At 69.2% G+C, this 22,623-nt stretch carries 18 protein-coding genes; 8 read left to right on the plus strand and 10 right to left on the minus strand.

Going from position 1 to position 22,623, the window contains the following annotated elements; translation table 11 throughout:
• Positions 1-84 precede the first annotated feature (84 nt).
• Together ACFYO1_RS17165 and ACFYO1_RS17170 are read left to right on the plus strand one after the other, a co-directional pair.
• A complete protein-coding gene (locus ACFYO1_RS17165) occupies positions 85-1,482 on the plus strand; it encodes a DUF2252 domain-containing protein (protein WP_387231495.1) in 1,398 nt (465 codons plus the stop codon).
• A 114-nt stretch (positions 1,483-1,596) separates the two neighbouring features.
• On the plus strand, positions 1,597-2,478 hold the full coding sequence (locus ACFYO1_RS17170) for a nuclease-related domain-containing protein (RefSeq protein WP_387231497.1): 882 nt from the start codon (positions 1,597-1,599) through the stop codon (positions 2,476-2,478).
• A gap of 6 nt (positions 2,479-2,484) precedes the next feature.
• Here the strand turns inward: ACFYO1_RS17170 and ACFYO1_RS17175 are convergent, their stop codons facing one another.
• A complete protein-coding gene (locus tag ACFYO1_RS17175) occupies positions 2,485-4,863 on the minus strand; it encodes an ATP-binding protein (RefSeq protein WP_387231499.1) in 2,379 nt (792 codons plus the stop codon).
• Positions 4,864-5,164: 301 nt separating this feature from the next.
• On the opposite strand from ACFYO1_RS17175, the gene ACFYO1_RS17180 reads away from it, so the two are divergent.
• Positions 5,165-5,806, plus strand: a complete 642-nt coding sequence (locus tag ACFYO1_RS17180; RefSeq protein ID WP_387231501.1) for a phosphatase PAP2 family protein — start codon at positions 5,165-5,167, stop codon at positions 5,804-5,806.
• Here ACFYO1_RS17180 and ACFYO1_RS17185 read toward each other — a convergent pair.
• On the minus strand, positions 5,762-6,067 hold the full coding sequence (locus ACFYO1_RS17185) for a cytochrome b (RefSeq protein WP_387231503.1): 306 nt from the start codon (positions 6,065-6,067) through the stop codon (positions 5,762-5,764). The two genes, ACFYO1_RS17180 and ACFYO1_RS17185, sit on opposite strands and share 45 nt — an antisense overlap.
• A 112-nt stretch (positions 6,068-6,179) precedes the next feature.
• Between ACFYO1_RS17185 and ACFYO1_RS17190 the strand changes: the two genes are divergently transcribed.
• Entirely contained in the window at positions 6,180-7,028 is an 849-nt protein-coding gene (locus tag ACFYO1_RS17190; protein ID WP_387231911.1) for an LLM class F420-dependent oxidoreductase, read from the plus strand.
• Positions 7,029-7,086: 58 nt separating this feature from the next.
• Here ACFYO1_RS17190 and ACFYO1_RS17195 read toward each other — a convergent pair whose 3' ends face one another.
• From ACFYO1_RS17195 to ACFYO1_RS17205, 3 genes are read right to left on the minus strand one after another with little or no spacing between them, the layout of a single operon-like run.
• Positions 7,087-8,721, minus strand: a complete 1,635-nt coding sequence (locus ACFYO1_RS17195; RefSeq protein WP_387231505.1) for an ABC transporter permease — start codon at positions 8,719-8,721, stop codon at positions 7,087-7,089.
• Positions 8,718-9,650 (minus strand): ATP-binding cassette domain-containing protein, encoded by a 933-nt coding sequence (locus tag ACFYO1_RS17200; protein ID WP_387231507.1) that lies wholly within the window; start codon positions 9,648-9,650, stop codon positions 8,718-8,720. The genes ACFYO1_RS17195 and ACFYO1_RS17200 overlap by 4 nt, the downstream gene beginning before the upstream one ends.
• A complete protein-coding gene (locus ACFYO1_RS17205) occupies positions 9,650-10,303 on the minus strand; it encodes a TetR family transcriptional regulator (RefSeq protein ID WP_387231509.1) in 654 nt (217 codons plus the stop codon). Before ACFYO1_RS17205 ends, ACFYO1_RS17200 begins: the two co-directional genes overlap by 1 nt.
• 106 nt (positions 10,304-10,409) lie before the next feature.
• Here ACFYO1_RS17205 and ACFYO1_RS17210 point away from each other — a divergent pair, with 106 nt between their 5' ends.
• Positions 10,410-12,341 (plus strand): acyl-CoA dehydrogenase, encoded by a 1,932-nt coding sequence (locus ACFYO1_RS17210; protein ID WP_387231511.1) that lies wholly within the window; start codon positions 10,410-10,412, stop codon positions 12,339-12,341.
• A 45-nt stretch (positions 12,342-12,386) separates the two neighbouring features.
• Here the strand turns inward: ACFYO1_RS17210 and ACFYO1_RS17215 are convergent, their stop codons facing one another.
• The 3 genes from ACFYO1_RS17215 to ACFYO1_RS17225 form a co-directional block, all read right to left on the minus strand.
• Positions 12,387-13,724, minus strand: a complete 1,338-nt coding sequence (locus tag ACFYO1_RS17215; protein WP_387231512.1) for an MFS transporter — start codon at positions 13,722-13,724, stop codon at positions 12,387-12,389.
• Between the two features lie 138 nt (positions 13,725-13,862).
• Positions 13,863-14,105 (minus strand): hypothetical protein, encoded by a 243-nt coding sequence (locus ACFYO1_RS17220; protein WP_387231514.1) that lies wholly within the window; start codon positions 14,103-14,105, stop codon positions 13,863-13,865.
• 112 nt (positions 14,106-14,217) lie between these two features.
• Positions 14,218-15,660, minus strand: coding sequence for an ABC transporter substrate-binding protein (locus ACFYO1_RS17225; protein WP_387231516.1), 1,443 nt, complete (start codon positions 15,658-15,660; stop codon positions 14,218-14,220).
• Positions 15,661-15,919: 259 nt separating this feature from the next.
• Between ACFYO1_RS17225 and ACFYO1_RS17230 the strand changes: the two genes are divergently transcribed.
• Entirely contained in the window at positions 15,920-17,269 is a 1,350-nt protein-coding gene (locus ACFYO1_RS17230) for an LVIVD repeat-containing protein (RefSeq protein ID WP_387231518.1), read from the plus strand.
• Here the strand turns inward: ACFYO1_RS17230 and ACFYO1_RS17235 are convergent.
• Positions 17,259-18,512 carry a hypothetical protein gene (locus tag ACFYO1_RS17235; RefSeq protein ID WP_387231520.1) on the minus strand — a complete coding sequence of 418 codons (1,254 nt, stop codon included), beginning with the start codon at positions 18,510-18,512 and terminating at the stop codon, positions 17,259-17,261. The genes ACFYO1_RS17230 and ACFYO1_RS17235 overlap by 11 nt on opposite strands.
• Positions 18,513-18,561: 49 nt before the next feature.
• Positions 18,562-19,194 (minus strand): TetR/AcrR family transcriptional regulator, encoded by a 633-nt coding sequence (locus ACFYO1_RS17240; protein WP_387231522.1) that lies wholly within the window; start codon positions 19,192-19,194, stop codon positions 18,562-18,564.
• Positions 19,195-19,321: 127 nt separating this feature from the next.
• Here ACFYO1_RS17240 and ACFYO1_RS17245 point away from each other — a divergent pair, with 127 nt between their 5' ends.
• Both ACFYO1_RS17245 and ACFYO1_RS17250 read left to right on the plus strand, forming a co-directional pair.
• Positions 19,322-20,962: an FAD-dependent oxidoreductase gene (locus ACFYO1_RS17245; protein WP_387231524.1), complete on the plus strand. Its 1,641-nt coding sequence runs from the start codon at positions 19,322-19,324 to the stop codon at positions 20,960-20,962.
• A 206-nt stretch (positions 20,963-21,168) separates the two neighbouring features.
• Positions 21,169-22,605 carry a threonine/serine exporter ThrE family protein gene (locus ACFYO1_RS17250; RefSeq protein ID WP_387231913.1) on the plus strand — a complete coding sequence of 479 codons (1,437 nt, stop codon included), beginning with the start codon at positions 21,169-21,171 and terminating at the stop codon, positions 22,603-22,605.
• Positions 22,606-22,623 lie beyond the last annotated feature (18 nt).

Below are 22,623 nucleotides of genomic sequence, written 5' to 3' on the forward strand. Positions count from 1 at the left end.
CGCACCGGGCGGCATATCCGACCGGCACCGAACGTGGCGAAACCGACACCGTCGGCGGGGCCGATACCCGCTAGCGTCGGCAGCGTGTCAGACAGTGGTATCGATCTACGTTCTTACCTCCCCGCGGCCGACGTGCGCGCCCGCGGCGCGGCCCTGCGCGACCGGGTGCCGGTCACCGCGCGCGATCGCGCGGCCGAGGGAGCGCGCAGGCCCGAGGTGCTCGACTTCGTCGAGGCGAGCAACGCGGGCCGGCTCGCTCACCTGGTGCCGCTGCGCATCGGCCGGATGATCGCCTCCCCGTTCACGTTCTACCGCGGCGCGGCCGGGCTGATGGCCGCCGATCTGGCCGGCGGACCGGACACCGGGCTCACCGCACAGCTCTGCGGCGACGCGCATGCCGCGAATTTCGGCCTGTACGGCACGCCACGCGGCGAAATCATCATGGACATCAACGATTTCGACGAGACCATCGCCGGGCCCTGGGAGTGGGATCTGGACCGCCTCGCGGCCAGCCTGGTGCTCGCGGGGCGGGAAAGCGGTGCGGGCGAGGACGACTGCCGCGCCGCCGCGCACGACGCCGCCCGCGCCTACCGCCTCGCCGTCGCGCAGCTGGCCGAGCAGCCGTTCCTGGAATCGTGGAGCGCGCTGCCCGACGAGTCGGTGCTCGACGAGGCCGCGGCCCACGACCTCGTCGACGACTTCAAGAAGGCCGCGAAGAAGGCGCGCAAGAACACCAGCGCGAAGGTGGTGGCCAAGTGGACCGAGCACCTCGAGGACCACCAGACCGGCATCAAGAAGCACCGATTCATCAGCGACCCACCGATTCTCACCCCGGTCGGCGACCAGGTCGCCGCGGCGATCACCGACGGCCTGGAACGCTACGCCGACACGCTGCGCCGGTCGCGGCGCAACCTGCTGGCCCGATTCGCGGTGTCCGACATCGCCTTCCGCATCGTCGGCACCGGCAGCGTCGGCCTGCACACCTATGTCGCGCTGCTGCACGGCAACGAGCGCGAGGATCTGGTGCTACAGATCAAGCAGGCCAACCCGTCCGCGCTCGCGCCGTATCTGCCCGCGCCGCCGCCGAAGCACGAGGGCAAGCGAATCGTGCAGGGCGCGAGGCTGGTTCAGTCCGAGAGCGACATCCTGCTCGGCTGGACCAGCGTCGACCCGACCGGCGACGGCGTCGAATTGCCGTTCATCGTGCGGCAATTCCGCAATCTGAAGGGCAGCATCGACCCGGCCGGCCTGTCCGCCGCCGAGCTCGACGACTACGGCCGGCTGGCCGGCGCGCTGCTGGCCCGCGCGCATTCGCGCTCGCTCGATCCGCGCCTGCTCGCGGGCTATCTGGGCGAGGACGAGCGGTTCGACGACGCGGTCGCCGATTTCGCCGTGCGCTATGCCGACCGCACCGAGGCCGACCATGCCACACTGGTCGAGGCGGTAAAGGCGGGCAAGATCGCCGCCGAAGAGCCGGAGTGAACGCGACACCAACACGCCGACTGTTCCCACCGGCGCGGCGAATTCGGCCGCGCACCTCGTATCCTGTGCACTGTCGAGTGTCGACGTGAAGGGCGGTCGTTAATGCTCGTGCGAGTGCAGAACGCCGCAGGCACCAATGCCGAGCGGGCACTGATCGATTGGCTACGCACCTGGAAGGACGCGGACAGCCCCAAGGGCGTCGCCACGATCAACTGCAGTCTGTTCCACAAGGATCGGCTGCACCAGTTCGACGCGGTGGTGTGGACGCCGACCAGCTGCGTGGTGATCGAGGCCGAGGCGCTGGTGGCCCGCCAGGACGGCGTGCTGGAGATCCCGCTCAACGGCCAGTGGACGATCAACGGCGACCCGGCGGCCATGGAGGGCCGGGACCGGCGCACGCCGTTGGAGAAGTCCCGCGAGCACACCTTCGCGTTGCAGAACTGGCTGGCCGCGCGCGGACTCGGTCAGCGCGCGGTGCACGGGCTCGCGCTCGTCGTCCCGCTGCGCGGGGCCGAGCTGAAGATCCAGCAGGCGTGGAGCGACCCGAGCTTCGACGTCATCCTGGGCGACGACCCCGGCCGGCTGCGGCACTATTTCGACGCGCTGGCCGAGGAGGAGAAGCACCTCTGGACGGCCAACGACGTCGCGGTCGCCTTCCGCGGCCTCGGCATCCTGCCCTACCTGCCCGCGCCGCAGGAGCTGCTGAACGAGGGCTTCCTCGGTCCGATCGACATCACGCTGTGGCACGGCGGCCCCAACCAGGCCCAGGCCGAGGCCTATGCGGAGGAGCTGGCGCAGGCCGAGCGCGACGCGCACCGGCCGGTCTACGCGGTGGAAGCGCCCTGGTACAGCCCGTGGAAGCTGTATCCGCGGGAGACCAGGGACATGGATTTCGGTCGCGCCTTCATGCGGATCACCCTGGCCATCGGCATGCTGATCGCGTTCGCCTGGGTGCTGTGGTTCGTCATCAGCGCGGTCCTGACCTATGGGCCGTGATTCGGCTCAGGCCTTGCGCGCCACCGTGATTCGCGGCAGCTCGGCCGTCGGCTCGTCGCCGGCCGGATCGGCGGGCTGCGAGTCGCGTTCCACCAGCAGCGCGACGTGCAGCCGGGACGGACAGCCGAGTTTGAGCATCACCTGGCGCACGTGATTGACCACCGTCCATTCGGAGATCCCCAACTGGGTGGCGATCATCCGGTTGGTCATGCCGGTGGCGACCAGCCTCGCGATCTCGCGCTGCCGGTTGGTCAGCGCGGCCAGCGGTGAGTCGTCCGGGTTGGGCAGCGTCGGGCTCGCGCACGCGTAGGCCACCGCCTCGGCCAGCGACATCTCCCCCGCCGCCCGCATGATCTCCCGGAACCTGGCCTCGCCGAGGGCATTCCGGTGCTCGGCTTCGCGGGGCGCCGGGTCGGCCGGGCCCAGCTGCGGGATGCCGTGCGTGGCGCGCAACTGCCGGGCCGCGTACATCAGCGTCATCGTCGCCTCGGCATGCTCGACCCCGGCCGCGTCGTAGGCCATGGCGCAGCCCTCCAGGGCGACGATCGCTTGCAGCACATGCTCTTCCAGGTCGTCCTCGTCCAGATTCTCCCGGTAGAGCATCTGCGCCCGGTCCGCGGTCCGCGGCCCGATCTGCGTGCGCGCCAGCGTATTCAACCCGATCAGTCGTGCCGTGCTGTCCAGGCACCTGGCCCGGTCGCGCATCTTGCCCCAGATCTCGGTATCCCTGGTGGGCGGATCCGGGATGCGCAGCAGCATCATCGAGCCCTGTAACCGTCCCGGCCATGGCCCGGTGAGCTCGCCGGCGTAGCGCGCCGCGACACCCAGGCGGTCCTTGGCGCCCGCCCGGTCGCCGACCGCGATCAGCACCGGACCCAGCACCACCGCGACCCTGGCCGCGTCCACCTGCCGGTCGAAACGGCGGTACGCGGCAATGGAATTGGTCAACAGGTCGACCGCCCGCCGTAATCGCCCCGACCGCCCGGCCCAGGTGCCGAGCACCTCGAGGCACAGCGGGGCGGTCACCCCGGGCGACAGTGTGGTGCGGTCGCTCATCTCCAGCGCCTTGGCCAGCACCGATTCCACCTCGGACTGGTAGCCGAACTGGATCCACGCCGATTCCAGGTCGGCGGCCAGGCGGACGGCGCGCTCCGGCCGTCCGCTGTCGATCAGATAGTGCACCGCCGCGATGAAGTCCACGATGCGTTTGCCCGCGGCGTCGAGCGCGGCCGTGCGGTGTTCCCGGGTGTCGAATTGGGGGCCGATCAGCTCGGCGAGCCGGCAGAGCCGGTCCACGTGGTCGTCGCGCATCGCGGTGGCGCGCGCCGGGTCGGCGGCCAGTATCTGCCGGCAGTAGGCGTGCACGGTGGCGAAGAGCCGGTAGCCGTTTCCGTGCGGCCCGCTGGAGACGTGATCGAGCAGGCTGCGCCTGACCAGCTCGGTCATCGCGGTCGTCGCCTCCTCGTCGGTGGTGCCGGCCGCGAGGCAGGCCATGTCGGTGTCGATCACCGACTCGTACATCGACAGGCGCAGCAGCAGCTCGAGCACCTCGGGCGCGACGTCGTCCAGACCCCATTCGACCGCGCCGTGCAGTGTCCGGTGCCGGGCGGGCACGTCGACATAGGACGTGGACTTCAGGTCGGCGCCCGCCTCGATGCGGTGCAGCGTGCGCACCGGACCGATCCGGGCGATCGAACCCGCCGCGAGTTCGATGGCCAGCGGCACGCCGTCGAGTTCGCGCACGATCTCGTCGAGCACGAGCCGATCGGCCACCGCGGCGGTTCCCCGGTAGTGGCTGTCGATGCTGTCGAGCAACAACTGGGCGGCGGGCGCGGACCCCGGGTAGTAGTCGCCGGTGTCGCAGCCGGTGCCCAACGGACGCACGCACAGCACACATTCGCGGTACAGGTTGAACGGGATCCGGCTGGTCGCCACCAGGGTCAGGTTCGGGCAGTGGTCCAAAAGCATTGCCACATCGGTGGAGATCTGCTCGACCACTCGATCGCAGTTGTCCAGCAACAGAATTGCCGGTGCGGCGCCGATCATGGCGGCCAGCGCGGCCAAGGCCTCGACCGGATCGAAGTAGCGAGGTGCGGCGGCAAGCGAACGATGGCTTGCCTTCTCCAGCACCGCGTTCCACGCACCGGTTCGATCGACGCACTCGCCGAGATCGACCATCGCGTCCCGTTCTGCGCGGAATCCGCTGTCCGGCAATGCTTCTCGAGCTAGCCTGGACTTACCCACCCCGGCGGTCCCGGTGAGGGTGAGCAACCGGACCCGGCGATCGAGGAGCAATCGACCGAGTTCCGCGAGCTCTGCCGCTCGCCCGACGATCGTCGGAAGCCGATATGTTCCGGCCAGCGTAGGCCGGAGGTCATCGCCCACCATGGGTACCTCTCAGTCACTGCCACGGCTAAGACGACCGCACGAAATACGCCCGAGCCACATTGCATCCAGGCCGACCGAGCCGAGAGATCGATCGGCGAACCTGAATGTTCACCGATCGAATACGACCATACCAAGACCTCGCGACACTGCGAGGCGTTCAGCAATACTCCGAGTTGACCTGGGGCTGCGAGGGTTTCGCAAGTCATGCGATAACGACCGGCTTCGGTCGGATGACCATTGACTTCTCCGCCGCCCGGCGGTCGGTTAGCAAGAACCTGTCAGTAGTTATGGTCGACCGGTGTTCGGACCACCGCAAGACACCAGGCTCGGGGGCTCGCTCCGGCTCGCCGGCATCGCGCTGGGCGCCGCCGTGGCGGGTCTAGTGCCCTTGACCTTCCCGCCCGGCGGCGGCGCGACCGCGTTCGACCGCGCTGTCGCGGCGCCGATCCACGCGGCATTCGACGGGCGGCCCGGTGTCTACTCGGCGCTGGTGGTGCCCAGCAACGGCTACATCCTGGTGCCGCTGTTGCTGCTCGCGGGTGCGTGGTTCGGTCACCGCGGCCAGTGGCGGCGGGCCGCGATCATGGTGCTGGTCCCCGAACTCGCCCTGGGACTCAATGCGGTGCTGTGGAAGCCACTCTGGGACAGGCACTTACACGACTATCTCGCCTATCCGAGCGGGCACACGGTGCATCTGGTCGCGATCGCGACGGCGTTCATCGTGCTGGTCGATTCGGTGCGGGTGCGGTTCATCACGTTCGCCGCGGCGGTGGTGGCGATGCTCGCGGCGTCGGTGGGCATGATCGGCCTCGGCTACCACCTGCCCACCGACATCATCGGGGGCGCCGCGATAGCCATCGCGACGGTACTCGCGCTCTGCTGGGCGGCGCAGGCGTTATTCGACCGGCCGGGGCGCGCCGAACAGCATGCGACGCAGTAGCCCGTCCCGCAGGACCAGCGCGTGGAAGGCGATCGCGCAGATGTGCGCGGTGAACACCACGAGCAGGGCGTAGCCGAAGTAGGCGTGCAGCGGCCGCAGCCGCTCGTACAGGTTCCAGTCCACCCACGCAGGCGCGGGCAGCTCGACCCCGCCGGCTAACCGCACGCTTCCTTCCGTCGCGGACACCATCGCCCAGCCGATCAGCGGCTGCGCGAGAAGCAGTGCGTTCTCCTGCCACTGCCGAACCCACGGTGATGACACGAATGCCGCGGGCGAACAGTTCAGCGCGCCGGATCGATGACCGGCAAACCCTTGGTACCGACCGGGAAAGGTGGTAGAACTTGTTCTAGTTTACTGAATGGGAGCGCGTACGGTGCGGTACGGGATTGTGTTGTTCACCAGCGATCGAGGCATCACGCCCGCGGACGCGGCAGTGGCCGCGGAGGGTGCCGGTTTCGACACGTTCTACGTGCCGGAGCACACGCATATCCCGGTGATCCGGGCGGCCGCGCATCCGCGCACCGGCGACGCGAGCCTGCCGGACGACCGGTATCTACGCACCCTCGATCCCTGGGTGGCGCTGGCGACCATCGCCGCCGTCACGACCAGGATCGGCCTGTCGACGGCGGTCGCGCTGCCGGCCGAACACCACCCGATCACCCTGGCGAAAACCATCGCCTCGCTCGATCACCTCTCCGGCGGCCGGGTCAGCCTCGGCGTCGGATTCGGCTGGAACACCGACGAACTCGCCCACCACGGCGTCGACCCGGCCAAGCGCCGGACCATCCTGCGGGAGCACCTGGACGCGATGCGCGCCCTGTGGACCGACGAGGAGGCCAGCTTCGCCGGCGAATTCGTGAACTTCGGCGCGAGCTGGTCCTGGCCCAAGCCGATCCAGAAGCGGATCCCGGTGCTGCTCGGCGCGGCGGGTACGGAGAAGTCGTTCACCTGGCTCGCCAAGAACGTCGACGGCTGGATCACCACCCCCACCGAGGACGGGGTCGACGACAAGATCGCGCTGCTGCACCGCGTCTGGCGCGAACACGGCCGCGAAGGCCTCCCCGAGGTCGTCGTGCTCGCCGGTAAACCGAACCCGGAACAGTTGGTGCAGTGGGCCGAAGCCGGCGTCACCGAGGCCGTTTTCGGGATGCCCGATCGCACCACCGACGAAGTGCGCGCCTACCTCGGCCGGCTCGCCGGAAAGCTCGGCATCGGCGCCTGACTGTCTACGACAACGGCGACCCGTGCGCAGCATCGCGCACGGGCCGCCGTCCATCGTTTCAGCGCAGATCGCGCCTGCGGAACGCGGTGATGCCGACCGCGAGCAGCGCCGCGGCGATCACCAGCAGCCAGAGCACCGGGGCGGCCTGGAACTCCGCGCCGGGCAGCTTCGGCGGATGGACGAACGGCACCACGTCGACGACCCACTGCGGCAGCCCGTCCAGCGAACCCGCGAAGAAGATGACGAGCATGACGCTGAGAATGCCCCAGACGACCGGGGTGAAGCGCGGCGCGATCCCGTAGATCGCCACCGCGATGCCGGTGAACACCCACACCGCGGGCACCTGAACGGCCGCCGCAGCCAGCGAGTCGGTCAGCTTGCCGGGCAGGTCGCCGTCGGTCGCGCCGTAGACGATGCCGATCGCGAGACCGGCCAGCAGCAGGAGCACGGCGGGACCGAGCAGCGCGAAACCGATGTGGCTCAACGCGTATCGCTCGCGGCCGACCGAACCGGCCAGCGTCGACTCGGCCCGATGACTGGACTCCTCGTCGTGCAGGCGCAGCGCCGCCGAGAGCGAGTACGCGGCCGCGCCCATGGCGAGCAGCGAGAGCGCGAAGGTGACGAACGAATCCTGCAGCATGTCCGACCCGCCCATTCGGGTGAGCATGTCCTTGATGGAGGAATTGTTGTCGAGCATGTCGCCGACGCTCTTGATCGCCCCGCCCATCAGCAACCCGTAGAGCACGAATCCGATGCACCAGACCAGCAATGAGCCGCGTTGCAGACGCCAGGCCAGCCCGGCCGGACCGGACAGCCCCGCAGCGGCGGTCGGCGGGCCGGGCCGTTCGGCGAGCAGCCCGGACCCGGTGTCGCGCCGGCTGAGCAACCAGTACGCCGCGCCCACCGCGAGCACCGCGACTGCGAGCAGCGGAATCAGCACCCACCAGCGTTCCTGCGCGAACGCCCGCATCTGAATGCACCAGCCGAGCGGCGAAAACCAGGTCAGCACACCGTTTCCCGCGTCGCCGATGGCCCGCACCGCGAACGCGGCGGCGAGCGCGCCGAGCGCGGTCCCGCGGGCGATCCGCGCGCCGGTGCTCACCTGAGCGGCCACCGCGGCGACCCCCGCCCAGGCCAGGCCGGAGCAGGCCAGGGCCGCGGAGAACGCCACCGAACCGGCGATCGGCAGGTCGTTGCTGTACAGCATTGCCGTGGAAAGGATTCCGACGAGCACACAGCCCGCCGCGGTCATCAGCAGCGCGGCGGTCAGCCCGGCGAAGCGGCCGATACTGGTCGCGCCGATCAATTCGGCCCGGCCCGTCTCCTCCTCCACTCTGGTGTGCCGGATCACGGTGAGGATCGTCGCGATCGCGATCATCGCGAAGTACGGTCCGGCCTTCCACAACGCCATCGAGCCCAGGTCCGTGCTGAACACCGGGCCGTACATGGCGACCAGCGCGGGACTGTCGGTGATGGTCTTCGCGTAGTTCGCCAGATCGTCCGGCGTGCCGTAGACGCTCTTGGTGCTCGCGACGTAGAACGCCGGCAGCATGCCGAACGCGAACACCCAGAGCGGCAAGATGATTCGATCGCGGCGCAGGTACAGGCGCAAGAGTTGACCGGTACCCGCGAAATCGGCCGAACCGCGCACGGCCGGGGCGGCGGATTGCCTGCCCGCGGTGATGGTCGTCATGCTCCGACCTTCTCCCCGTGCGCCGCCGCGCTCTTCGAGTCGTCGCCGTCGACGTGGTAGTGCCGCAGGAACAGCTCCTCCAGGGTGGGTGGCGCGCTGGTCAGGCTGCGCACGCCGGTGTCGCCGAGCAGCCGGATCAGTTCGCCGAGGTGCTCGCCCTCGACCTGGCAGCGCAGCGTCTTGCCGTCCCACTGGACGTCTTCGACACCGTCGATCCGGCCCAGATCGCCTGGGTCGCCGAGCAATTCGGCGGTGATCGAAGTGCGCGACAGGTGCCGCATCTCCGACAGCGAGCCGCTCTCCACGGTGCGCCCGGCGCGGATGATGGTCACCCGGTCGCAGAGGACCTCCACCTCGGACAGGATGTGACTGGACAGCAGCACCGTCGTCCCGCGCTGCTTGGCCTCCTCGACGCATTCCCGAAATACCTGTTCCATCAACGGATCCAGGCCCGAGGTGGGCTCGTCGAGCAGCAGCAGCTTGACGTCCGAGGCGAGCGCGGAGATCAGCGCGACCTTCTGCCGGTTGCCCTTCGAGTAAGTCCGGGCCTTCTTGCGCGGATCCAGATCGAAACGCTGGATCAGCTCGGCCCGGCGCTCGGCGTTGATGCCGCCGCGCATGCGGGCCAGCAGGTCGATGGTCTCGCCGCCGGACAGCGACGGCCACAGCGTGACATCGCCTGGGACATAAGCGAGTTCGTGATGCAACGCGACCGCGTCGGCCCACGGGTCGCGGCCGAACAGTTCGGCCCGGCCGGAGGTGGCGCGCAGGATGCCGAGCATCACCCGGATCGTGGTCGACTTGCCTGCGCCGTTGGGTCCGAGGAATCCGTGGATCTCCCCTTCCTCGACGGTCAGATCCAGCCCGTCCAATGCGGCGACGTGGCCGAATGTCTTGCGGAGATCGTTGATTCGAATGATCTCGGACATCAGTGCTCCTCGTGGAAAGCGTCCAAAAGCGTAGGGTCGGTAAGGAGGCCCTGGGTATAGAACTCCAGAGCGGGGGCCGTGAGCTCTTCGGTCAGCTCACGGATTGCTTTACGGAAATCGAGCTTCTCGCCGGGCTTCTGATGCATCTGCATCCAGAGCAGGGTCGCGCCGACGTTGAGCGTCATCAGGTATCGGGCCCGCGCGGCCGGGTCTCGGCTCGGCTTGATCGTGCCCGCCGCGACGCCCTGCTCGATGTAGCCCTCGGCGTCCGCGGCCATGTGATCGAACAGCGACAGCGCCATCGGGCCGCCCGCCTGCAGGCTGCGCACCATGTAGGCGACCAGGGGCCCGTACACCTCGATCTCGGCGAGCGCGGCCAGCATGCCCTTCGCGACGCTGCCCGCGGTGAGCGTCTTGATCTTCTCGTCGCGGATCAGTTGCAGCACCCGCTCGTCACAGGCGGCGCGCAGGCCGTCCTTGGAGCCGAAGTGGTGATTCACCAGACCGGGCGAGACGCCCGCCGCTTTCGCGATGGCGCGCACGCCGACCTGGAAGCCCTGATCGCCGAAGACCTCGATCGCGGCGTCCCGTATTCGGGCCGCGGTGGTCAGGTCCGCGGCGGATCCTTGCGGTAGGGGCTGTTCGTTAAACACATGTTCAATATACTAAACACCCGTTCAACCCACCACAAGAGCCGCGCCCGGAATGTCGTGTCAACAGTCACGGTTTGGCCGGGACGACGCGGGCTAATGTCGAGTTATGACAACCGGCATCGCAACGACCGCGGATCACCTACGCGCGGCACTGGACGGACCGTGGGGCGAGATCCGGGAGCAGGCCCGGATCCAACTCGCCGATGACAAGTTCGCCGGGGACCCCTACCTCGACTACAAGGCGGCCCGCGCGCGGGTGCTCGACCAGATGCGCGTCATCGCCACCATGGGCTACGCCGAGCGCGGTTTCCGCCGGGAGAACGGCGGCACCAGCGAGCCGGGCGCCGCGGTGACCGGCCTGGAGATGCTCGCGTACACGGACCTGTCGCTGTGGGTGAAGGCCGGCGTGCAGTGGGGCCTGTTCGGCGGCGCGGTGGAGAACCTCGGCACCGAGCGGCACCGCGAGTACATCAAGCGGCTCATCTCGCTCGACCTGCTCGGCTGTTTCGCGATGACCGAGTCCGGGCACGGCAGCGATGTCGCGCACCTGGAGACGACCGCGACCTATGACCCGGACACGCAGGAGTTCGTGATCCACTCGCCGACGCCGTCGGCACGCAAGGACTACATCGGCGGCGCCGCCGAACACGCCCGCATGGCAGCGGTTTTCGCGCAGCTGATCACCCAGGGCGAGAGCCGCGGCGTGCACTGCCTGCTGGTGCCGATCCGCGATGAGAGCGGCGCCGACCTGCCCGGCGTGACCACCTTCGACGACGGGCTCAAGGGCGGCTTGCCCGGCGTCGACAACGGCCGGATCGTGTTCGACCAGGTCCGCATCCCGCGGGAGAACCTGCTCAACCGGTACGCCGACGTCGAGCCGGACGGCACCTACACCTCCGAGATCGAGAACCCGAGCCGTCGCTTCTTCACCACCCTCGGCACCCTGGTGCGCGGGCGAGTCAGCGTCGGCGGCGCGGCGGCGGCCGGCACCAGGGTCGCGCTGAGCATCGCTCTGCGTTACGCGCTCAAGCGCAGGCAGTTCTCCGATCCGGACAGCGGGCAGGAGACGGTCCTGCTGGACTACCGCAGCCACCAGCGGCGCCTGCTCCCGCTCGTCGCCAAGACCTACGCGCTGGCGTTCGCGCAGAACGACCTCGTGCGCCGGATGCACCTGGTCCAGACCGGCCAGGATCTGAACCCGAGTTCGCAACGGGCACTGGAGAAGCGGGCCGCCGGCCTCAAGGTGGCGCAGACCCGGCACGCCACCCGCGCCATCCAGGAATGCCGCGAGGCCTGCGGCGGCGCAGGCTATCTGACCGAGAACCGCCTGGTCACGCTGAAGGCGGACACCGATGTGTTCACCACCTTCGAGGGCGACAACGTGGTGCTCACCCAGCTGGTCGCCAAGGAGTTGCTCACCGCGTACTCCGACGAGGTCCGCGACCTGGACGCGCTGGGCTGGGTGAAGTTCGCCGCCACCATGGCCGGCGACGAGGTCCGCAAGGTGACCGGGGTGCGTCAGCTGATCCAGCGCCTGCGCGACGGCTCCAACGACTCGGTCGACGAGGGCGACCTCGCCCGCCGCGCGGTTCAGCTGCAACTGTTCGCCGACCGCGAGGAGTACCTGGTGCGCACCGCCGGGCATCGCCTGCGCGCTCGCGCGAAGGACACCACCCCGTTCGAGGCGTTCAACAACGCGCAGGATCACATCCTCGCCGCCGGGACGGCCCATATCGACCGGCTGGTGCTGGAGGCGTTCATCGAGGGCATCGAGGGCATCCAGGACCAGGAAGCCCGCGATCTCGCCGAAACCGTCTGCGACCTCTATGTTTACGCGACGCTGGAGGAAAACCGGGACTGGTACATCATGCACCGCTTCATGTCCGTCGAGCGGGCCAAGGCGGTCCGCCGCGGTGTCAACGAACTGGTCGACCGCCTGCGCCCGGAAGCCCTCACCCTGGTCGAGGGCATGGGCGTCCCGGAATCCATGTTGCGCGCCGCGATGCTCGATGACGCGAGCGTGTACGAGCGGACGTAACCGCTTCGAACTGACCAGGCGACAACGTCCTGAGCCCCGCCGGGCTCAGGACGTTGTCCTTTTGCTCGGCGAGTTATCCGTCACGTTCTGAGCGACATCACGCAGGTCGCGGCCGCGGGTCTCGCCGGCCCAGAGGAAGGCCGTGGCGGTGCAGGCGAGCATGAGGCACAGCAGCAGGGTGATCGGCACAGTGGAGGGATAGCGGTGCAGGAGGGCGACGCCGATGATCGGGGTCAGCGACCCGCCGATGATGGTGGCGAGCTGATAGCCCAATGACGCTCCGGTGTACCGCACTTCGCTGGGGAACAGCTCGGCGAAGAAGGGCGCTTGGGCACCGGTCAGCAGGCCGTGCAGGGTCAGGCCGACGGCGATGACCAGGGTGATCCGGATCGCGCCCCCGGTATCGACCGTGGGCAGTGCGGTCAGCGCCCATGCCGCGATCAGGACGGCGAGGAGCACGCTGCACATCCGGCGGCCGAACCGATCGCCGAGCGCGCCGCCGAGCACTATCGCGATCGCCTGAAAGACCGAGGCGATCGTGATCGCGGTCAGCGCGGTGGATTTCGGGACGTGCACGACCTGAGTGAGGTAGGCGAGCAAGAAGATGCTGAACGTGTAGTAGGTCGCCTTCTCCCCTACGTCGGCGAGCGCGGCCATCAGCACCTGCTTGCGATAGCGGCTCACCACGATTCGGACGGGGGCCTGTCCCGCGTGAGTCGTGTTGCGCCGCTGAGCCTCCAGAAAGATCGGCGACTCCTCGACCGCGTGCCGTAACCAGATTCCCACCGCGACAAGCACTATCGACAGCAGGAACGGGATTCGCCAACCCCAGTCCTGGAATTCGGCGTTGGACACACCGAGACCGAGGACCGCGAGCACCCCCGTGGCGAGTAGATTTCCCAGCGGCCCACCGGTTTGCGGCCAGCTACTCCAGAATCCGCGGTGCGCGGCCGAGCCGTGCTCGGCGACCAACAGCACCGCGCCGCCCCACTCGCCGCCGAGCGCCAGTCCCTGCACCAGGCGCAGCAGCACCAGCAGGATCGGCGCCGCGACCCCGATGGTGGAGTACGCGGGGATCAGGCCGATCGCGACGGTCGCGCCGCCCATGAGCATCAGAGTGATCGAGAGCGTGCGGCGGCGGCCGAGCCGATCGCCCAAGTGGCCGAACAGAACTCCGCCGAGCGGACGGGCGAGGAAACCGACGGCGTAGGTGACCATCGCCAGCAGCACACCGGTCAGCGGGTCGCCGGACGGAAAGAAGACCTTGTCGAAGACCAGCGCGGCGGCCAAGCCGTACAGGAAGAAGTCGTAGAACTCGATCGTCGTGCCGGCCACACTGGCGGCGACGATCCGCGCGAACCGCGCGCCGGCGGGTGCGGCCATCGTGGTGTCTCCTCGCTCGTACCGAACTGTCCGGTACGACTATCGCGCAGAAACAGCCCATGATCCGGCGTTTCGACGGAGACGAAATCCCCCGGGCGGTCCCGGACCTCCATCCGGGACCGCCACTGCGGCCCTACCTCAGGAAGGCTTCGGGCACGGGTTGCCGTTGTTGTCCGACGGCGGCGGCAGCGGACGGCCGTCCGGCCCGTTCGGCGGCGGCAGCGGCTTGCCGTCCGACCCCCGTGGCACGATCGGGCATCCGTTCTCCGACGTCTGCACGTCGGACGGCGGCGGCGGGCCCGCCGTCGCCGCGCCTGCCGCGATCAGGCCCGAGCCCATGATCGCCGCGAAACCGAGCACGATAGCCGCGCGAAGTTTCATCTGATTCCCCTTCTCGAATGCTGTTGCCTTTCACGGGGATTAGACGCGCCAGCGCGCGTGCGGTTCCATCCAAGATCAAATGTGTCCTACGTCACAGCCGGGACGAGTGGAATCACACCGAGATCGAACTGAAGTCGATCCCCCGCAACGGCACGGCCGTCACGTCATGCAGGCGTGATGCCCACACCGCATGACCATGACCCGACCACAGCGGCGCCACCGGAAGGTCGCGGAGCAACTGGTTCTCCGCAATCCGGTACAGCTGAGCGCTTTCCGCCGAGATGCCCGCCGAGTCGGCGGCCGCCAGCAACTGAGCGAATCCGTCGTCGGTGTACCCGGCGGACTTCGCGAGCGCGGCGAGCAATTCATGGGGGCTCGGTGTGTTCAGCGAACGGGTCAGCAGGAACGGACCGTCGCCGGGTTCGTTCGCCTCGTCGCCGCGCTGTTTCGCGGTTACCTCCACCCGGAGCCCGCTGCGGATCTGATCGACGAGCGGTCGACCCCATTCCGCCTGTCCGGCACCGAAGTACACCGTGACCGGGCCGGCGAACGAGACCTGACCGAGCAGCGACGCGGCCGCGGCGGCATCGTGCGCGCACGGACGGCAGGGCCCGGAACGCTCTCCCGGTGCGACACCGGGCGGCAGGATCGCGCGGGCCGGGTCGACCTGATCCGCGAGCGGTCCGCCCGCCAAGGCCGCGCGATCCACCGCCATGGCGAACGCATGACGAACCGTCGCGTCCTCGAACCGCTTGTCGGACAGCGGGAATGCCAGGTAGCCGACCTCCGGCAGCGGCCACATCGCGTGCCGCTCGGCGAAATCATGGTGCATGGCGTCGTGCCGACCGCCGGGCACCTCGGTGGCCAGATCGAGCGAACCCGACTTCACCCGGTCGTACTGCGTCGCGGGATCGCCTGCCTCGAACCGGATTTCCCGCGCCTTACCCGCCGCCTCGTCCACCCGCACGAGCCGCCCGCCCGATCCCGGATGCCAGGACCCGGCCATCCGGAACGGGCCGTTGCCGATCGGGTCGGCGGCGAAGGCCGTCCAGTCCCGGGACGCGAGAACCGATGCGGGAAGCGGCAATAACGCCGGCGCGGCGAGCACCGCGGGCACTTGACCGAAGGGACGATCGAGGACGATCCGCAGCGTGCGCTCATCCGGCGCGCTGATCTCCGCGGCGCGCAGCACCTCGGTGAGCACTCCGGATCCGGTCCAGTGCGCGTCCGCGACCACCCGCCACGTGTCGAGGTAGGACTTCGCGGTGACCGGTGTCCCGTCATGGAACCGGGTCTCGCGCAGCTTGACCTCCCAGCTCACCTGGTCGGCGCTGGAGACCGATTCCGCCGCCCGCGGGGTGACCTTGCCGGTGGCCGCGTCGTAGTCGACCAACGGCGTCCACAGCGCGCCGACGAGCATGCGACCGGCTTGATCACGCAGATCGGCCGGAAGCAGGCCGGCCGGATCGCGGAGCCCGACCGTGAGCACGCCGGGTTCGGCCGCGTCCGCCGATTCGGCGCAGCCGACGACACCGAGCAGAAGCACGGCGAACACGACGACCAGTCTCCCCCACCGCGTGCACCCGTCAGCGACACCTGGTCGCGGATCATCCGACATGCCAGCATCATTCACTTCCTCCGCCGGGAAACCCACAGCAATAGCCGCCATCCCGGCGCCGACCACGCGAAAGCCGTTCCCCAGTTCCCCGATCCCGATTTGGGGACCGACGCCGACGACACCGGACCTACAGTGAGGACATCTCGGCGACCAGGAATCCCTGGTCACAAAGCGACGCGTCTCGCTGGAGGTAGTTGTGCACCGCTGGTTGCTCCGGTCGTCCCTGCTCCTGATCACCGTCAGCGCGACGCTGGCCGCCACCGCGCTGCCCGCCACCGCGTGCGGCGAAGACGATGGCCCGCACGGCGTCGCGGCCCGGCTCACCGGCTCGCCCGGCGCGGAGAAGAACGTCAAAGCCGTCGGCAACGTGCCGGGCGCGCAGGGCGCGATCTCGTTGCAATTCCTCCAGTACGGCGCCCGCGACGTCATGGTCGTGTCCGGCGAATTCGGCTTGAAGACTTATGATCTCACCGCCAATCCGGCCGCGCCGAAGCTGATCGGCCAGCTCAATATGCCCGGCATGTGGGAGACCGAGGACACCGAGGTCGACCCGGTCCGCAAGCGCGTCTTCCTGTCCCGCGACCCGCGCGCCTTCAACGGCAATGTCCGCACCGGCGAGTCCGGCGTCTATGTGGTCGATCTGACCAAGCCGGAGCAGCCGACCGTGCTCAGCTACGTCAAAGTGCCTGCCGGACACACCACTACGTGCATCAACGACTGCCAGTACCTGTGGACCGGCGGCCCCGCCAAGGCGGACAGCATGCCCGCCGCGTGGGGCGGACGCCCGATCTGGGTCACCGACGTCCGCGACCCGCGCAAGCCGAAGGTCAACCCGAACCCGATCGAGTTGGCGCGCAACGACGGTCAGACCGACTACGTGCACGACGTGCAGGTGGACGAGACGGGTATCGCCTGGGCCTCGGGACGCGGTGGCGTGCGCGGCTATTGGACGACCGGCATGCACCAGGATCCGGTGACCGGCAAACTCCGGATGGCCTCGGCCAACGACCCGGTACCGTACGCGGGCGGCGGCATCAAGGAGACGGCCGCGCCATCGAAGTTCATGCACAACAGCTTCCGCCCGATCGGCAACCGCGCGAAGGACGGCGGCGGCGCGGGACCGTTCGCCGACGGCAACCTCATCTACGCCACCGAGGAGAGCTTCGTCGACGGCTGCGCGGGCGACGGCGTGCTCGTCATCGCCTCCCTCGCCGGCTCCTACGGCGGCGAGGGCTGGCGCTCCACCCCGCAGAAACCGTACCGGCTCAACACCGTCGGCACCTGGGGCGTGGCCGGCCAGGAGGGCAGCGACCCCGCCTCGGCCGACTGCTCCGCCCACTACTTCGACGTCCAGGACAAGATCCTGGTCCAGTCCTTTTACGCCCAGGGCACCCGTTTCCTGGACGTCTCCGATCCCACCAACCCGAAGCAGATCGCCTACTACCGTCCGGCCGACGCCGCCGCCTGGGCGCCGTACTGGCACCGCGGCTTCGTCTACGTGGCCGACAACACCCGCGGCATCGACATCCTCCAGCTCACCCGCTGACGCCGCGCAGCCGCGCGTAACCGGGGAACCGGTCGCGCAGCGCTTGATCGAAAGCCGCTGCACGCTCACGTGATTCACGCGCGTAATACCGCTCGAGGGACAGGTACCACGCCATCAGATCGGCGGCGGTGCGCGCCGCGCCGTCGAGCAGGCAGAGCACTACCGTTCCGCGCAACCGTTCCGCATCGACGTAACCGCCTTCGTTCTGCACCCGCGCCAGGTGCGCCAGTTTTGCCACGGTGTCCCGTTCGGCATGCCACCGCACGACCGGCCCCGCAACGTAACCCAGTACCCATTCGACGCCGTGCCCGCCGTCGGTCACGAATTCCTGCTCCGACAGCGCGCCGGGGAAATGCCACGAGTCCTCGAACCTGCCGAAGCCGATCGAGTCGATGGTGCTCCGTCGCACGAACTCCTCGGTGTCGTACTCCAGCCACGCATGCGGCGGCAGGGTCAGCAGCACCTCGCGGGCCGCGGGCGAGATCACCGTCGCGGCCGCCGAAACCGCGACCTCGCCGCCCTGGCTCCGCTCGAGGAACACCCGCACCGTGGGCACGACCAACCCGGACGCGCGACCGGTCGGCACATACTCCTCGGCCCAGGGGATATCGAGTTCATCCACCGCCCGGAAGCCTTGCGCCGCAAGCGCATACCCGATCGCATCGGAGGTGAGCGCCAGGAGATCGCCGATCGCGGGACGATCGAGCACCTCGAAGAACTCGGGCCGCGGTTCACCGAAACGCGGGCTGTGCCGGAATCCGGTCAGCGACCAGCCCAACTGTTCGGGCGCGTCGAAGAGATAGTCGACCTCGTCACGATCGTCGGCCCCGCGCTGTTCGGCCAGCAGTTCGTCGAGGTCATCCCAGAGGTGCGGGGGAAGTTGCCCTTCTACCCGGAGATCGTCGTATTCGCCGTTCACCGGGCTGTCCCGCACCACCGACCACACCCGCGCCCCGTCTCGCCACCCGGCGACGTCGGCATACATCGAGTAGTTGTCCAGCGTGCAGGACACAACCTCGCAGCCCGCCGAAAGCCGTTCCAAAGCAAGCGCTTTCGCCTCTTCCTCGGCGAACTCCGACGAATCGTCGGTCAGCACGACAATCAGCCAGCCACTCGCGAGTTCGGTCGCGACCGCATGCGGCCGCGGATACTCGACCCGCTCCCCCGTCCGCCGCAACCCCAACTCCGCGCAAACCTCATCGAAGTCCTTGCCGCGAAAAGCCATCCAAGACACCGCTCCCACGGTCTCTGTCTAGCGTCAGGCACGCCCCGGCGTCAAAGGGGTTCGAGCGCTAATCGCCCGCGCGACCGAGCAATTCCACGAGCAGCGCGACCTGGCCGGCGAAGTGATCGATGAATTCCGGTGCGCGCGGGTCGGTTCCGCAGACGCCCTCGAGCACGTGCGGCAGCGTGGTGGGCGCCATGGCGGCGGCCATCAGCATGACGAGCAGCGCGGCCGGGTCCAGTTCGGCGGGGAGGCGGCCCGCGGCTTGCAGGACGCGTAGTTCCTCGACGCTGTGCTCGAGCATCTTCGCGCGGGGCGCGTGGTCCGGGTCGCTGCCTGGGCCGGAGTATTCGAGTCCGCCCCAGGCCAGCAGCCGGACGCCGTTTGGGTTGTCGCGCGCTTCGAGGGCATAGCGGCGGAACTGTTCCGGCAGTGGGGTTTCCGGGGGAACCAGGTCGCGGCGGCGGGCTTGCCAACGCTGCGACATGGCCTGATACAGGCCCTCTTTGCCGTCGAAGTAGTAGGAGATCAGCTGCTGGTTGACGCCCGCGCGGGCGGCGATCGCGGCGGTCCGCGCGCCCTGGAATCCGTGCGCGGCGAACTCGGCTTCGGCCGCGTCCAGGATCAGCTGACGGGTGCGCTCGGGGTCGCGCTGACGCTCCTGCGGCTTGGGTGACCTGCGGGGCTTCGACGACGTCACGCCGCCCATCCTACATACACATAGCAATTTCAGGCAGCAGTACAAAAGAATCAATCAATTGATTGACAAAGTAGTTCAATCGATTGAACGATGGGTGCACCGTCCCCGCAGCCAGGAGAAGTTCGCCGTGAACGCACAGTCAGACATCCAGCAGACCGAGGTCCTCATCGCGGGCGGCGGCATCACCGGCCTGTCCGCCGCGCTGTTCCTGGCCAGGGCCGGGATCCGCCCGACCCTGGTCGAGCGGCACGCGTCGACCGCGCTGCAACCACAGGCCCGGGCGTTCAATCCGCGCTCGATGGAGATCTTCCGGGCGCTGGGCCTGGAACCGGCGATCCGCGACCGGACCTCGATCCTGGCCGGCTTCCCGGAGATGATCGGCGCGGACACCCTGGCCGGGCCGGAGCGATTCCGGGTCGACATCCTCAGCCGGGTCCGGCCGCCGGCCACCCTCAGCCCCACCGACTGGACGATGATCGACCAGGACGAACTCGAACGCGTCGTGCGCGCCGACGCCGAGAACTGCGGCGCGGACATCCGCTTCGGCACCGAGCTGATCTCCTTCGAGCACGCCGCGGACGGTGTCACCGCCCTGATCCGCGACCTCACCGGCGGAACCGAACACCACATTCGCGCGGACTACCTGGTCGCCGCCGACGGCAATCGCGCGGGCATCCGCACGAAACTCGGCATCGGCGCCGCGGGACCGGGCGAACTGATCAACGCCGCAAGCTTCGTCTTCGACGCCGACCTCAGCGCTGCCCTGCGCGACCGCCGATTCCTGCTCGGCTACTTCGATCAGCCGACGACCGGCACCGCGCTCGTCCCCGGCCGGAAGCTCGGCCGCTGGGCCCTCGGCATCCCGTTCGGCCCCGAGACCGGCCGCAGCGCCGCGGATTTCACCGAGGCGCGCTGCGTCGAACTGACCCGCCGCGCGATCGGCGACCCCGGCCTGGACATCACCCTCGTCCCGCTGATGACCGGATCGGACCAGTTGGTCGCCACCACCCGCATCGGCGCCTGGGTCGCGGACGAGTACCGAGCCGGGCGGATCTTCTTCGCCGGCGACGCCGCCCACGTCTTCCCGCCCACCGGCTCCTTCGGCGCGAACACCGGCATCGCCGACGCCGGCAACCTCGCCTGGAAGCTCGCCGCGGTGCTCAAAGGCCAAGCGGGCCAGTCGCTTCTGAACAGCTATGCCGACGAACGCCGCCCGGTCGCACTGATCACCCTCGACCAGGCGATGCAGCGCCTGCACGGCAGGCACAGCGGCACCGGTGACGACGCCGCCACCATCGACGACCTCACCATGATCCTCGGCTACCGCTACCGTTCGGCCGCCGTCCACACCGAAACCGGCACCCCGGACGAGCCCGTCGAAGACCCGCACCACCCCAGCGGCCGCCCGGGCCTGCGCGCACCCCACGTCTGGCTGCGTCAGGACACCACGGCCCTGTCCACCCTCGACCTGTTCGACGGCGGCTTCACGCTGCTGACCGGCGCGGCCGGCACGCAGTGGCGCACCGCGGCGGAAAAGGCTGTCGCCACAATGGGTCTCGACCTGAGCACCTACTGCGTCGGTACCGATTTCGACGACATAGACGACAAGTTCGGCGCGGCATACGGCCTCACCGCCACCGGCGCCGCCCTCATCCGCCCGGACGGATTCGTCGCCTGGCGCGCCCCCGATCTGCCCGCTAATCCGGAGCACGAACTGCTCCTCGCGCTGAGCCGACTGCTCGACCGCGAAGCCGGTTACGCGCACTAGGTTCCGGCCCGGACGGCCGCCGCCCACCGGCCCGACTGCCCGCTCGACACGCGGCCGGCGGGCCGTTGGGCCAGCCCGGATGCGAAGGTCGCCGGAAGGTGACTACGTTCGCGTGCATGGATTCAGACACGCTTCCGGGAGGCGACAGCACGCAGACGCGGGTCGATCATCTGGGCCGGCGGCGCCTGTTCCGGCGCGGCCGGCGGATGCCGGTGGTGAGCCAGGCGGTCGGCAAACTGGTGGCCGATCGCCCGGCGACCGCGGACACGATCGTCGCGGCACCCTCGCCGCTGCAGCCGATCGACCTCACCGACGACGCCGCCGTCACCGAGGTGCTGGATCTCGCCGTCCGGGTCGGCGAGGTGGTGCTCGCCTCGGGCACCGGCGTGAACGACACGACCGCACAGGTCCGTTTCATCGCCGCCACCTACGGCCTGGCCCGCTGCGATGTCGACGTCACCTACGACGCCATCCGGATCTTCGCCGACCGCGGCCCGCGACTGCCGCCGGCCAGCACCATGCGCATCGTCAACTACCGATCCTTGGATTTCACCCGCCTCGCCGCGGTCGACCGCCTGACCCGCCGCATCCGCAACGAGGTGGTCGCGCCCGAGGACGCGCACGCCGCGCTCGACGCGATCACCACGGCTCCGCATCCCTACCACCGCTGGACCGCCACCTTCGGCTGGTCGCTGCTGGCCGCCGCCATCGCCGCGCTGCTCGGCGGCGGCGTCGTCGTCGCCGCGGTCAGTTTCGCCACCACGCTCGCGATCGACCGGTCCAACCGGGTGCTCAATCGCTACGGCCTGCCGTTCTTCTTCCAGCACATGGTCGGCGGCGCGATCGCCGCGACACCGGCCGTCGTGCTGGCCACCCTGGCCGGCCCGCTCGGCATCGATGTGGACCCGTCGCTGATCATCGCGGCCGGAATCACCGTGCTGCTCAGTGGATTACAGCTGGTCGGCGCGGTCCAGGACGGCATAACCGGCGCCCCGATCACCGCGACCGCACGCATGCTCGAGGTGATGATGATGACCGGCGGCATCATCGCCGGCATCGCGATCGCGTTGCGCGTCGGCTGGACCCTGGGCGCCGTCGTGCCGCCATTCCTGCTGACCACCCGCGACATGACCGACCTGCCGGTCAAGATCGTGGCCGGCGCCGTCGCCGCGCTCGCGTTCGCGCTCGCCTGCTACGCGGAGAAGCGAGCGCTCGCCGCGGCCGCGGGCAGCGGCGCGGCGGGCACGATCTGCTACCTGATGGTGCAGCAGGCCGGCTTCGGCCCGGTGCTCTCCTCCGGCGTCGCGGCGACCGTGATCGGCATGGCCGGTGGCCTGATGGCCCGCCGCGCGCTGACGCCCCCGCTCGTCGTCGCGGTCGCCGGCATCACCCCGCTGCTGCCCGGCCTCAAGCTCTACCGCGGCCTCAACGCCTTGCTCAACGACCAGTTGGTGATCGGCGCGAACCAGTTGCTCGCCGCGTTCGGCGTCGGTTGCGCGCTGGCCGCCGGCGTCACCCTCGGCGAATGGTTCGACCGTACCGTTCGACGACCGCGCATCCTGCGCCGCTTCGGTGCACTGCGCCGCCCGACCGTCCGGCGCATCCGGCCGCGCAGCCGCCGCAGGCCGCCGCCCATTCAGTGAGCGAGGTACGTGCGTCCC

The sequence above is a fragment of the Nocardia sp. NPDC006044 genome, assembly GCF_042871115.1.
In the GTDB taxonomy this organism is placed as follows: Bacteria; Actinomycetota; Actinomycetes; order Mycobacteriales; family Mycobacteriaceae; genus Nocardia.